This window comes from Nocardioides humi, assembly GCF_006494775.1.
Lineage (GTDB): Bacteria > Actinomycetota > Actinomycetes > Propionibacteriales > Nocardioidaceae > Nocardioides > Nocardioides humi.
This window is the reverse complement of the sequence record NZ_CP041146.1, coordinates 6,105,579-6,117,827: the sequence shown is the minus strand read 5'-3', so window position 1 is coordinate 6,117,827 and position 12,249 is coordinate 6,105,579. Positions and strand designations below refer to the sequence as shown.

The window sequence follows — 12,249 nt, the reverse complement described above, 5'->3', positions numbered from 1 at the left end:
CATGACCCTCGACGGCCTCCTGCCCGAGCTGGAGGTGATCCGCAAGGACTTCCCGATCCTCGAGCGCACGCTCGCGGGGGGTCTGCCGCTGGTCTACCTCGACAGCGCGAACACCTCGCAGAAGCCGCAGGTCGTCATCGACACGATGGTCGACCACCTGGAGCGGCACAACGCGAACATCGCGCGGGCGATGCACCAGCTCGGCGCGGAGTCCACCGAGGCGTTCGAGGCCGCCCGGGACCGGGTGGCCGCGTTCATCGGCGCGCCCGAGCGGGACGAGGTGATCTTCACCAAGAACGCCTCCGAGGCGCTCAACCTCGCCGCCAACGTCCTGGCCTGGCCCGGCGAGCGCCAGGTCGGCCCCGGTGACGAGGTCGTCATCACCGAGATGGAGCACCACTCCAATATCGTGCCGTGGCAGCTGCTCACCCAGCGCACCGGCGCGACGCTGCGCTGGTTCGGCATCACCGACGACGGCCGGCTCGACCTGTCGGCCGTCGACGAGCTGATCGACGAGCGCACCAAGGTGGTCTCGCTGACCTGGGTCTCCAACATGCTCGGCACGATCAACCCGATCGGCGAGATCGCCCGGCGCGCGCACGCCGTGGGCGCGCTCGTCGTCGTCGACGCCTCGCAGGCCGCGCCGCAGCTGCCGATCGACCTCGCGGCGATGCCGGCCGAGGAGCGCCCCGACCTGCTCGCCTTCACCGGCCACAAGGTCGTCGGGCCGACCGGCATCGGCGTGCTCTGGGGCTCGCGCGCGGTGCTGGAGGCGCTGCCGCCCTTCCTCGGCGGCGGCGAGATGATCGAGACCGTGCGGATGGAGGGCTCGACGTACGCCGGCATCCCGCACAAGTTCGAGGCCGGCACCCCGCCCATCGTCGAGGCGATCGGCCTCGGCGCCGCGGTGGAGTACCTCGGCCACATCGGGCTCGACGCGATCCACGCCCACGAGAGGGCGATCACCGGCTACGCCCTGGAGGGCCTGCAGTCGGTGAAGGGGCTGACCGTGCTCGGCCCCCTCGACCCGGCCGCGCGCGGCGGGGCGATCTCGTTCGAGCTCGAGGGCGTGCACCCGCACGACATCGCGCAGGTGCTCGACAGCCGCGGCGTCGCCGTCCGCGCGGGCCACCACTGCGCGAAGCCCGCCCACGCCCGGTTCGGCGTGCAGAGCTCGACGCGGATGTCGTCGTACCTCTACACGGAGCCGCGGGAGATCGACGCCCTCGTCGAGGGGCTGGAATACACCCGTTCCTACTTCAAGTTGGACTGACGATGACCACGGCGAACGGTCAGGACCTGGACGCGCTGTACCAGGAGATCATCCTCGACCACTACAAGAACCCCCACGGCAAGGGCCTGCGCGAGGCCCACGAGGCCGAGGTGCACCACGTCAACCCCACCTGCGGCGACGAGGTGACGCTGCGCGTCCACCTCGAGGACGGCGCGGACGGCAAGGTGGTCGCCGATGTGTCGTACGACGCCCTCGGCTGCTCGATCTCCCAGGCCTCGGCGTCGGTGCTCTACGACCTCGTCGTCGGCAAGCCGGTCGACGAGGCGATGGCGATCCACCAGGAGTTCCTCACCCTGATGCAGGGCAAGGGCACCGTGGAGCCGGACGAGGACGTCCTCGAGGACGGCATCGCGTTCGCCGGCGTGGCGAAGTTCCCGGCGCGGGTGAAGTGCGCGCTGCTGTCGTGGATGGCGTGGAAGGACGCGACGGCACAGGTCGTCGCAGAAGACGGAGGCAAGTGATGACCGACAACAGCGACCTGCCCGAGGTCCCCGAGGCCAGCACGAACGCGTCGTCGAACGTCGCCCTGGCCGACATCGAGGAGGCGATGAAGGACGTCGTCGACCCCGAGCTCGGCATCAACGTGGTCGACCTCGGCCTCGTCTACGGCATCCACGTCGACGAGGGCACCAATGTCGTGCTCGACATGACGCTGACCTCGGCGGCCTGCCCGCTGACCGACGTGATCACCGACCAGACCAACTCGGCGCTGGAGGGCCTCGTCAACGACGTCGCCATCAACTGGGTCTGGATGCCCCCGTGGGGCCCGGACAAGATCACCGAGGACGGCCGTGAGCAGCTGCGGGCGCTGGGCTTCAACGTCTGAGGCTTCAACGTCTGAGCTGCCCGCGACGGTGGTCGATCACCCGCCGCAGCTTGCGGACGCGTCCGGCGTCGAACGGTAGCCGGTCGAGCTCGCCCAGCCAGCGGTCCGCGCGCTCGGTCAGCTCGTCGAGCATCCGGCGCGTGGCCCGCTCCGGCACGCCCAGCCGCGTCCCGAGCGCCACGAAGTCCTCGCCCCCGAGGCGGGCGTCGGTGCGTCCGTCGACCGCGAGCGCCATGGTGTGGTCGCCGTACACCTGTGAGCACGGCAGGTCGTAGGCGGGCGAGGCCCGCCACTCCCCGGAGAGGTCCTGCAGCACGGTGAAGTTCTTCGCGTGAGCGTCGCCGTTCCCGGTGAGGAAGGCGAAGGCGAGCTGCCGGAGGAGGTCGCGTCCGGCCACCGCGGGCGCGTCGCAGACCGCGGTGAGGGCCGCGAACACGCGATCCGCGCCGAGCCGGTACTTGTCCGCCGGCGGGCGGTCGGCCGCCTGGCACCCGTCCTCGACGGCCAGCGCGCGGACCTTGCCCTCGACGGTCACCCGGTCGAAGCGTCGGACCAGCAGGCCGGGGGCGCCGTCGCGGTCCGTGACCAGCTCGTGGGCGGGCACGGTGAGCCCGGACCTGCGGGCGGCGTCGAGGAAGAAGGCCTCGTTCTCGACGAGGTGGGGGAGCTCGCCGACGGGGTTGAGCTTGAGGATGTGCCGCTCGCCGGCGCGGGCGATCGGCAGGTTGATCATGGCGGCGCTGGTCTTGTCCTGCACGCCGGGCAGCGCGGCGCGCTGGGCCCGGACGCCCAGCTCGTCGAGCAGCTCGGCGAAGCTGGCGCGACCGATGTCGTCGATGGCGATCCGGGGCGGCACCTCGGTAGGCGCGGCGCCGTCGGGGACCGCCTGGACGTCCCCGATCGCGTCCGCGCCCACTGCGAGGAGCAGGGTCAGCTCGTCGTCGGCCGAGGTCTTGGTCTCGCGTCGCAGCACGCCCAGCCGGCGGCCCTCCGGCAGGAGCCCGGCGAAGTACGACGGCAGCGCGCCGCCCGGGGTCACCACCGGGTCGGGGGTCACCGGCAGGCTGGTCGCGACCGGCTGGCCGCCCGCTTCGAGCCACGCGGTCCGGTAGCGGAACTCGACGCCCTCGGCCACGCGGGTGAGCGTGGCGGCGTGCTCGCCGGCCTTGTGGACGTCGGCGCGCTCGACGAAGCGCAAGGACTCCAGATCCGTGGCGGTCATCGGATCTCGCCATCGGCGCCGCGATGGAGCTCCAGGTGCAGGCCGAGCGCGTTGAGGACGGCCAGCACCTTGTCGAGCTGCACGGTCCGTTTGCCGTTCTCCAGGGAGTGGACGAAGCGCTCGGAGACGCCGGCCAGGTCGGCGACCTCCTCCTGGCGCAGGCCGAGCTGCGCCCGCCGGGCGCGCACCTCGGCGGCCAGCCTGCCGCCGGGGGGAGCGGTCATCGTCGCCTCCTCGTCGATACGGCCGCACGAACGTGCGGCCCGATCCCAGAATACGCGTCCAGAACGCCCCAGAATGAGTATTTCCGCACGAACGTGCGGCCACAGTCTGAAAGGATCCGTGATGACCCGGGAAACCGATGCAGGCTGCACGTACGTGCAGCTCAGCCGAACCGCTCGTCGGTGTAGCCACGCAGCCGCTTCAGGAAGTGGCGGAAGGCGGCATTGGAGACCAGGCCGCTGAGCGGCATGAAGTGGCGCCCGATGCCGCCGACGTCGAGCGCGAGGGTCCAGGTGAGCCGGCAGCCGCCGGGCGTGGGGACGATGTCATAGCGCTCGGCGAAGGCGCGGATCGACCGCTCCGAGGCCTCGTTGAAGCGGAAGGCCATCTGCCGCGGGGGATCCCAGACCAGGAACTCCTCGGCGCCCTCCAGTCCGGCCAGCATGGACACCGCCCGGGTGCTGCCGGCCCGAGGAGGCAGGGGAGAGGTCCACTCGACGTGCCGGATCACGCTGGCCCAGCGCGGCCACGCCTCGGCATCCGCGAACACCTCGAACAGCTGCTCCGGCGTGATCGCGAGGTCGACGCTGTTGGCGAAGCGGTGGGGTGCGCTGTCGACGAAGTCGACGCCGACGCGATCGCACGGGTGCAGGGCAGCCATGCCCCAAGGCTAGAACACGTTCTCGTCGGTACCGTGCCCCTGTGCTCGAGGTCCTGGTCCCGCCCGCGCGCTGGCCGCGCTGGCGGGCGAATTTCGCCGCCTCCCACGGCGACCCCGACCTCCGGGTCGCCGACGGGGCGCTCCATGGCGCGGCGCCGGACGGCTCCTGGTTCGCGGCCCGGCTGCCCTTCTCCCAGGAGTACGACGGCCCGCCCGACGCCGACGCGCTGGGCGAGCGGGTCGCGGCGCCGGCCGTGTGGGGCGTGCTGCTGGTCCGCAAGGGCGGGTTCGCCGTCGCCCGGGTCGAGGCCGGCGCGGTCGTGGCGAGCAAGGTCGGCCAGCGTCATGTGCAGGGCCGCACCAAGGCCGGAGGCCAGTCCCAGCAGCGCTTCGCCCGCCGGCGGGCGAACCAGGCGCGGGTGGCCTACGAGGCGGCCGCGGAGCACGCGCACACCGTGCTGGCCGGTGCGCGGGAGATCGTGACCGGCGGCGACCGGACCGCGGTGGCCGAGGTGCTCGCGGACCCGCGACTCCGCTCGCTCGCCGTGGTCGGGCCCTGGCTCGACGTACCGGATCCGCGGCGGGCGGTGCTCGACCGGGCGGTCCGCGACGCCGGGGCGCTGGTGGTCGCGGTGGAGAACGCTGCCCCGCACTGATTCGAGTCTTGGGTCGGATGGCTTCGTCGAGACCGGGTACAGCCACGTCATCCACATGCAGTGAGGAACAGAGCGTCGTTCTCGGGCTATGCCGACGCCTGACCTCGTGGCCGTGAGTTTCCGCGGCGCCTGCTCCCTGCTGCTCTCGTCCGTCCCAGCTCTCGACGCTGGGCGCCTGCGGATGCTGCGCGGAAAGGGGAATTTCTCATGGGGAACCCGTCGACCCTACGGCCGGACAGCCCGCCTCGAAGGCCGCGCCGCCACTGGCGGCCGACCCCGCTCGTCGTCGGCGCCGTCATCGCCGTCGCGCTCGGGCTCGGCGTGGTGCCGGACCAGGTCCAGCCCACAGCCGCCGAGCGCCGGGCGGCGCGGCCGACGATCAGCCTCCCGATCCAGCAGGGGGTGCGGCTCGCCTTCGCGGGCCGGGTCCGGCCACGGGCCGCCGCCCGGCTCCAGGTACGCCGCGCGACGGGCTGGAAGGACGTCGCCCGGGACCGCGCCTCGCGTCGTGGGCAGTACGTCGTGACGACCGTGCTCCCGAGCCGGACCCGCAGCTACCGGGTCGTCGCGGACGGGCGGGCGAGCGTCGTCCGCAAGCTCACGGTGGCACCGGCCGCTGCGCCGGCGCCCGGCGGCGCCGACGTGGCGCCTCCGGCGGCGGTGCCGACACCGGCCTCGCCCGCCTCGCCGGCCGAGCCCGACCCCCGGCCGGACCTGCCGACGCCCGACGTCCCCGCGGCCGAGCAGCGGCCCGAGGAGCCAGCGCAGGAGCCGGCGGAGAAGTCCCCGGAGGAGGCCGCTCCCGCGGAGCCTGCCGAGGAGGCCGAGCCGGCGGCGCCGTCCGACGACTGCGGTGAGCGGCCGCAGAAGTCCGACGACACCTACTGGTCCTGCACCTTCGTCGACGAGTTCGACGGCTCCACCCTGGACGGCGCCAAGTGGATGCCGCAGCAGACGTGGTTCAGCGGCATGGTCGGCGGGGACGCGGGCTGCTACGTCAGCAACCCGGAGACCATCAGCGTCGGCGGCGGGGTGCTGCGGCTGACCTCCCGCCGCAACCTGCCGCCGTTCACCTGCGTCAGTCCCTACGGCAGCTTCGCCTCCCGCGCGACCGTGGCGACCGTCGCCACCCGGTCGCGGTTCACCCAGGTCTACGGGCGCTTCGAGGCGCGGATGCGGGTGCCGGCGGAGCGCGGCATCGCGGGCTCGCACGCCGCCTTCTGGCTGTACCCCCAGGAGCACACGTACGGCGTGTGGCCGGCGTCGGGGGAGATCGACGTCGCCGAGTGGTTCAGCGCCCGGCCCGCGAACGTCTACCCGTCGGTCCACTACGAGGGCGAGGTGCCGCTGCTCAGCTCGGGCGGGACCTGCGCGATACCCACCGCCAGCAGCGCGTTCCACACGTACGCGGTGGAGTGGACGCCCACGGTGATGCGGTTCTACTACGACGACAAGCTCTGCTTCAGCCACCGCTGGACGCCGACGAGGCAGACGCCGCCGCAGCCCTTCGACCAGCCCTTCTACCTCGTCCTCACCCAGGTCTGGGGCGCGGCCTGGAACGCACCGGTCGCGGCCATGCCGGACAGCTCGACCCTGGAGGTCGACTGGGTGCGCGCCTGGCAGTGAGCGCCTGGTGACCGGACGCGGGCCGGCCGGCGGGCGGCTCAGAGCGCGAGGGTGAGGAACACGCTGTTCGGGTCGAGCGCGTAGCCCTCGAAGGGCCCGCACTCCCGGAAGCCGCGGGCGAGGTACAGCGCGCGGGCGGGGGCGAAGTAGTCCTCGGTCCCGGTCTCCAGGCTGAGCCGGGTGTGCCCCCGCTCGCGGGCCTCGCCCAGCACGTGGTCGAGCAGCCGCCCGGCCACGCCGCGGCGCCGGGCCGTGGCCGCGGTCCGCATCGACTTCAGCTCCGCGTGCTCGTCGGAGAGCCGCTTGAGGGCGGCGCACCCGAGCAGCGCGCCGTCGCCGTCGCGGGCGGTCCAGAAGCTCAGCCCGGGGCCGGCGAGCGCGTCCGGGTCGAGGGCGTGGACGCTCTCGGCGGGCGAGGTGGCGTACATGTCGGCGAGGTGCTCCTCGAGCAGGGCCAGGACGTCGGGCCGGCGGGGGTCGTCGGCGGCGATCTGCATGGTTCGATCCTCCCGTACGCGCATGATGGAGCCATGACGAGTCCCCTCATCGAGGTCCGCGGCCTCGTGAAGACCTTCGGTGCGTTCCGGGCCCTCGACGGGCTCGACCTGGCGGTCGAGCCGGGAGAGGTGCACGGCTTCCTCGGTCCCAACGGGGCGGGGAAGTCCACGACGATCCGGGTGCTGCTCGGCCTGCTGCGCAAGGACGCGGGGGAGGTGCGGATCCTGGGCGGCGACCCGTGGCGCGACGCCGCCGTGCTGCACCGCCGGCTCGCCTACGTGCCGGGCGACGTGAGCCTGTGGCCCAACCTGAGCGGCGGCGAGATCGTCGACCTGCTGATCCGGATGCGGGGCGCCGACCCGGCCGCGTCGCGGCGCGACGAGCTGGTCGAGCGGTTCGCGCTCGACCCGACCAAGCGCGGCCGGGCGTACTCCAAGGGCAACCGGCAGAAGGTCGCGCTGGTCGCCGCGTTCGCGACCGAGCCCGACCTGCTGATCCTCGACGAGCCGACGTCCGGGCTGGACCCGCTGATGGAGCAGGTCTTCAACGAGTGCGTCGCCGAGCACACCGCACACGGCGCGACCGTGCTGCTGTCCAGCCACATCCTCAGCGAGGTCGACCGCCTGGCCGACCGGGTCACGATCATCCGCGAGGGCCGGGTCGTCGAGACCGGCCGGATCAGCGACCTGCGCCACCTGAGCCGCAGCCGGATCGTCGCCACCCTGAGCGGCACCGTGCCCGACCTCGCCGGCACGCCCGGCGTCCACGACCTCGCCGTCGACGGGGCCCAGGTCACCTGCACGGTCGACCCCGACGGCCTGCCCGCGGTGCTGGCCGCCCTCACCGCCGCCGGCGTCATCGCGCTGACGAGCACGCCGCCCAGCCTGGAGGAGCTCTTCCTCGACGCCTACCGCGACCGGTCGGAGGCCGGACGGTGAGCCGCTCCCCGAGCACCGCCGGGTGGCCGCTGCTGCTCCGGCTCGCGCTGTGCCAGGACCGGATCCTGGCGCCGGTCGCCGTCGGCGTACTGGTGCTGATGAGCGTGGCGTCCGCGGCCGCGACCCCGGGCCTGTACGCCGACCAGGCCGACCGGGTGCGCGCCGCGGAGGCGATCAACGCGAGTCCCGCGATCGTCGCGCTCTACGGCCCGGTCCTCGACGTCACCAGCGAGGGCGAGCTGGCGATGACCAAGATGACCGTCCTGTACGCCGTCTTCGTGGCCGTCCTGTTCGTCGTGGTGGTGCGCCGGCACACCCGGGTCGAGGAGGAGACCGGGCGCACGGAGCTGGTGGGCGGCACCGCCGTCGGCCGGCACGCGCCCCTGGTCGCGACCGCCGTCGAGGCCGTGGCGCTGGCGGTCGCCCTCGGCGCGCTCACCGCGGCCGGCAACACCGTGTCGGGCCTGGACCCGGTCGGCTCGCTGGCCTTCGGCGCCGTGTGGGCGGGGACCGCGCTCGTCGCGGCGGGCATCGCCGCCGTGACCGCCCAGCTCTCCGCCAGCGCGCGGACCTGCGCGGCGTACGCCGCCGGAGCGGTCGGCGTGCTGTTCGTGCTCCGTGCGGCCGGCGACACCGGTCCCGGTTGGCTGAGCTGGCTCTCGCCGCTGGGGTGGAACACCCGGGTCCGGGCGTACGGCGACCAGCGCTGGTGGCTGCTGGCCTGCTACGTCGCGCTGGCCGCGCTCCTGCTCGCGGTCGCGGCCGTGCTCCGGTCGCGGCGCGACCTCGGCGCGGGCCTGGTGGCCGCTCGTCCGGGGCCGCGGACCGGATCGCCGCGGCTGGCCGACGCGTTCGCGCTGGCGGTCAAGGTGCACGGCACGACGCTCGTGCTGTGGTCCCTCGCGGCCGGCGGGCTGGGCATCGTGTTCGGGATGATCGCGCCGGGCATCGGCGACCTGCTGGACTCCGAGGTGGCGCAGTCGATCATCGACGAGCTGGGCGGCGCCCTGGCGGCCGCGATCCTCTCGGTCGTCGCGGTCGTGCTCACGTACTTCGCCGTGACGGTCGTCAGCCACGCCGGCCGCGACGAGGAGGACGGCCGCGCCGAGCTGGTCCTCGCGACCGCCACCAGCCGCGGCGGGTGGTTCGCGGCGTCGGCCACCCTCGCCCTCGTGGGCACCGCCTGGCTGCTCGCCGTGACCGGCGTCGGGCTCTGGATCGGGTACGTCGCCGCCGACGGGCCCGGCATCGGGAACCTGCTCCTCGCCGCGCTCGCCTGGGTGCCCGCGGCCTGGGCGGTGGGCGCGCTGGCGGTGCTCTCCCTCGCCGCCGGGCTGCGCTGGGCGCTTCTCGTCTGGGCCTGGCCCGCCGCCTTCCTCACGCTGAGCCTGCTCGGCGACCTGCTCGAGCTCCCGGGCTGGCTGACCGGGCTGTCGCCGTACTCCCATGTGCCGTCGCTGCCCGCCCACGCGTGGAGCTGGGGGAGCGCCGGCGGCCTGAGCGCGGTGACGGCGGTGCTGCTCGCCGTGGCGTGGTGGCGCTTCCGCGAGAGGGACATCGGCTAGCCAATTCTCACCTTGTTATATAACGTCGTCTGGATTAACCTGCCGGCATGGCGCGACCTCGAACGCACACCGCGGAGCTGCGGGAGCGGATCATGGCGTGCGCCCTGGACACGGTGGCGGAGCGCGGGGTCGCCGCCCTGGCGCTGCGGGACGTCGCGGAGCGTGCGGGGACGTCCACGGCGGCGGTGTACTCCCTGTTCGGGAGCAAGGAGGCGCTGCATCGGGCGGTGCTGATCGCGGCGTTCACCGACTTCGGTGCCGAGCAGGCGGCGCAGCCCGCGAGCGACGACCCCGTCGCCGACATCGCCGGGCTCGGTGCGCGCTACGTCCAGTGGGCGCTGGACCACCCCCGTCTCTACGAGGCGATGTTCACCGAGGGTGCCGCCGGCCTCGCGCCGACGCCGGAGCTCGACCGGGCGCGGCTCCAGGCGATCGCCGGGGTGTCCGACGCCGTCCGCCGGGCGTTGGAGGCCGGTGCGTTCCGGCCCGCCGACGAGGTCACCGTCGTCACCTCGCTGTGGGCCCAGGTGCACGGCCTGGCGGCGCTGACGACCGCCGGACAGCTCCCCGACGAGGCCGATCCCGCCGCCGCCGCGTGGGCCGTGATCGAGGGCTGGCTGGCGCCATGACCATGTCGCTGCACCTCGTCGAGCACCGGCTCCGGGACCTGCCCCGGCTGGGAGGATCGCTCCGCGCGCGACGCCTGCTTCGCGGACCCGTCCTGGCCCGCGCCGTACACCGAGGACGCCGTGGAGTCGTGGGCCGTCGCGCTCGACACCGTCCGGGTGATGCGCGGCGACTGGCACGGCTGGCGCCCGCAGGGCGGCCGCACCGAGCGCCTCACGGTCGACGAGCCGTTGGCCGTGCTCACCCTGGGCTTCGTGCGCCCACGCAGCGTCCCCGCGTTCGTGCAGGGCAACCGGCGGGTGCTGCGCGACCTCGACCGCAACCCGGACGAGACCTTCCGGCTCGGCCTCATGGACGGTCCGCTCGGGTTCGGCACGTTCACGCTGTGGCGCTCCGCCGACGGCGATGGCGCGGTTCGCCTACGGCGCCGGCAGCCACGACCCGACCCGGCGGCGCTTCGAGGGGGAGGGCAGGATCGACGACCACTTCTTCGTCCGTTTCCGCCCGGTGGCGGCGCACGGCACCTGGCGCGGCCGCGACCCGCTCGCCGAGGTGCGGTCCGTGACGGGGCTTGCCGCCATCGGGGACACTGGCCGGGTCGGTCGATCGTGAAGGAGTGCCGGAGCACGATGAGGAGCACCACGCAGCCGAGGAGCCGGGCCCGCGGCTCCCGAGGAGTCCGGGCCGTGGTCGGCCTGCTGAGCGCCGTCCTGGTGGTGGGCCTGGTCGGCTCCGCGCCGGTCGCGGAGGCCGCGCCGAAGGCCAAGCCCGGCCGCTACGCCGGCAACCTGCTCGGGGACGACGGCCGGCCGGTCGACGCGGAGTGGATCAGGTTCAAGGTCAAGAAGAAGAAGGTCGTCAAGCTGCGCAGCCGCGTCTGGCTGCACTGCTACACCTACCCGAACAGCTACTCCCAGCTCCCGGTCGTGTTCACCATGCCGAAGGCCAAGATCAAGAAGGGCCGGGTCGACCTCGCCTGGCAGGAGAGCTTCGTCGTCGACGGCGAGCCGGAGACCCTCGAGGGCCGGGTGCAGCTGCGGTTCAAGAAGAACGGCACGGTCACGGGGCAGCTCTCCGTCGACGTCGCCAACTGCGCGAGCCGGCTCGGCGACCCGCCGCACTGGGTGAAGCTGCGCGCGAAGCGGAAGTGACGCACTCCGAGGGCGACATCGGCTAGTTTCAGCCGCATGTGGCAGCCCGAGCCCGACTGGGTGGCGCTCCCCGGTGGCACCGGGACGTCCACCGTGGGCGTGTGGCGGACCGCGCTCGGCGGGCGGCCCGTGGTGGTGAAGCGGCTCGGCGCACCGGCGCCGGGCGACCCGGCCGTGCTCGCGGAGCGCTCGCACGCCGGCTACTGGCGCCGCGAGGCGGACGTCCTGATGACCGGCCTCACCACCGCGACGCCGGGTCTGCGGGCCGCCGGCGCCTCGATCGAGGAGGACGACGAGGGCGTCACGATCGTCCGCGACTGGGTGGAGGACGCGGCGTCCAGCGGCCTCTTCCTGGCCCTCTCGCTCGGCCGGTTCGCCGGCGCGGAGATCGGCCGCCCCGTGTTCCTCGCGACCCATCTGCTCCGCGACCGGCTCGCCCGGGTGGCCAGGCGGGGCGGCTGGCCGACACTGGCCCGGACCACCGTCGCCGACGTCGCCGAGCACCTGTGGAGCCACCGCGAGCGGATGCTCACCCTGGTCGACGGACTGCCGCAGGTGCCGCAGCACGGCGACCCGACGCCGCTGAACCTCCCCGGCCGCGAGGACGACGACGCGGTCGCGATCGACTGGGGCACGCTCGGCCACGGACCCGTCGGAGGCGACCTCGGCTACCTGTCGCTCGCCTCGCGCGAGGAGTTCGAGCCGCTGCTCGACGCCTATCTGCTCGGGCTGCCGGACGGCGTCGCCGACCGGGACGCCGTCGTGCTCGGAGCGCAGGTGGTGGCCGTCTACACGGCGCTGAGCCGGGCCGAGTGGGCGCTGGCCCGGGTGGCAGGAGGGGAGGGGGCGCTGGCCGGGAAGTACCGCCATCCCGCGGTCGCACCGCACCTGCGCGCCCTGCAGCGGACCTTCGGCCACATGGAGGCGCTGCTCGCGCTCTAGTGTCCGGCCGCTCCGCCGGGT

At 73.7% G+C, this 12,249-nt stretch carries 14 protein-coding genes; 10 read left to right on the top strand and 4 right to left on the bottom strand.

Annotated elements, in window-relative coordinates; all coding sequences use genetic code 11:
- Position 1 precedes the first annotated feature (1 nt).
- The 3 genes from FIV44_RS29545 to FIV44_RS29535 are packed head-to-tail and all read left to right on the top strand — an operon-like array spanning position 2 to position 2,120.
- Positions 2-1,273 carry a cysteine desulfurase gene (locus FIV44_RS29545; RefSeq protein ID WP_141007560.1) on the top strand — a complete coding sequence of 424 codons (1,272 nt, stop codon included), beginning with the start codon at positions 2-4 and terminating at the stop codon, positions 1,271-1,273.
- Positions 1,274-1,275: 2 nt separating this feature from the next.
- On the top strand, positions 1,276-1,755 hold the full coding sequence (gene sufU / locus FIV44_RS29540; protein WP_141007559.1) for a Fe-S cluster assembly sulfur transfer protein SufU: 480 nt from the start codon (positions 1,276-1,278) through the stop codon (positions 1,753-1,755).
- Positions 1,755-2,120, top strand: coding sequence for a metal-sulfur cluster assembly factor (locus FIV44_RS29535; protein WP_141007558.1), 366 nt, complete (start codon positions 1,755-1,757; stop codon positions 2,118-2,120). Before sufU ends, FIV44_RS29535 begins: the two co-directional genes overlap by 1 nt.
- 4 nt (positions 2,121-2,124) lie before the next feature.
- Here FIV44_RS29535 and FIV44_RS29530 read toward each other — a convergent pair whose 3' ends face one another.
- From FIV44_RS29530 to FIV44_RS29520, 3 genes are all read right to left on the bottom strand, one after another.
- Complete coding sequence (locus FIV44_RS29530) at positions 2,125-3,342, bottom strand: type II toxin-antitoxin system HipA family toxin (RefSeq protein ID WP_141007557.1); 1,218 nt, start codon at positions 3,340-3,342, stop codon at positions 2,125-2,127.
- Positions 3,339-3,566 (bottom strand): helix-turn-helix transcriptional regulator, encoded by a 228-nt coding sequence (locus tag FIV44_RS29525; protein WP_141007556.1) that lies wholly within the window; start codon positions 3,564-3,566, stop codon positions 3,339-3,341. Before FIV44_RS29525 ends, FIV44_RS29530 begins: the two co-directional genes overlap by 4 nt.
- 161 nt (positions 3,567-3,727) lie before the next feature.
- The gene (locus FIV44_RS29520) at positions 3,728-4,225 is read right to left on the bottom strand and encodes an SRPBCC family protein (RefSeq protein WP_219996220.1); all 498 of its coding nucleotides are present in this window, start codon (positions 4,223-4,225) and stop codon (positions 3,728-3,730) included.
- 41 nt (positions 4,226-4,266) lie between these two features.
- On the opposite strand from FIV44_RS29520, the gene FIV44_RS29515 reads away from it, so the two are divergent.
- Positions 4,267-4,881: an acVLRF1 family peptidyl-tRNA hydrolase gene (locus tag FIV44_RS29515; RefSeq protein WP_141007555.1), complete on the top strand. Its 615-nt coding sequence runs from the start codon at positions 4,267-4,269 to the stop codon at positions 4,879-4,881.
- A gap of 207 nt (positions 4,882-5,088) precedes the next feature.
- Positions 5,089-6,507 carry a glycoside hydrolase family 16 protein gene (locus tag FIV44_RS29510; RefSeq protein ID WP_141007554.1) on the top strand — a complete coding sequence of 473 codons (1,419 nt, stop codon included), beginning with the start codon at positions 5,089-5,091 and terminating at the stop codon, positions 6,505-6,507.
- Between the two features lie 38 nt (positions 6,508-6,545).
- On the opposite strand, the gene FIV44_RS29505 is transcribed toward FIV44_RS29510, so the two are convergent.
- Positions 6,546-7,004 (bottom strand): GNAT family N-acetyltransferase, encoded by a 459-nt coding sequence (locus tag FIV44_RS29505; RefSeq protein ID WP_141007553.1) that lies wholly within the window; start codon positions 7,002-7,004, stop codon positions 6,546-6,548.
- Between the two features lie 33 nt (positions 7,005-7,037).
- Between FIV44_RS29505 and FIV44_RS29500 the strand changes: the two genes are divergently transcribed.
- The 5 genes from FIV44_RS29500 to FIV44_RS29480 all read left to right on the top strand — a co-directional run bounded on the left by FIV44_RS29500 (position 7,038) and on the right by FIV44_RS29480 (position 12,228).
- Complete coding sequence (locus tag FIV44_RS29500; protein ID WP_141007552.1) at positions 7,038-7,943, top strand: ABC transporter ATP-binding protein; 906 nt, start codon at positions 7,038-7,040, stop codon at positions 7,941-7,943.
- Positions 7,940-9,508 carry an ABC transporter permease gene (locus FIV44_RS29495; RefSeq protein ID WP_141007551.1) on the top strand — a complete coding sequence of 523 codons (1,569 nt, stop codon included), beginning with the start codon at positions 7,940-7,942 and terminating at the stop codon, positions 9,506-9,508. The genes FIV44_RS29500 and FIV44_RS29495 overlap by 4 nt, the downstream gene beginning before the upstream one ends.
- A 47-nt stretch (positions 9,509-9,555) precedes the next feature.
- The gene (locus FIV44_RS29490; protein WP_141007550.1) at positions 9,556-10,137 is read left to right on the top strand and encodes a TetR/AcrR family transcriptional regulator; all 582 of its coding nucleotides are present in this window, start codon (positions 9,556-9,558) and stop codon (positions 10,135-10,137) included.
- Positions 10,138-10,257: 120 nt separating this feature from the next.
- A complete protein-coding gene (locus tag FIV44_RS29485; RefSeq protein ID WP_141007549.1) occupies positions 10,258-11,286 on the top strand; it encodes a hypothetical protein in 1,029 nt (342 codons plus the stop codon).
- A gap of 36 nt (positions 11,287-11,322) precedes the next feature.
- Positions 11,323-12,228 carry a phosphotransferase gene (locus FIV44_RS29480; protein ID WP_141007548.1) on the top strand — a complete coding sequence of 302 codons (906 nt, stop codon included), beginning with the start codon at positions 11,323-11,325 and terminating at the stop codon, positions 12,226-12,228.
- Positions 12,229-12,249: the final 21 nt, after the last annotated feature.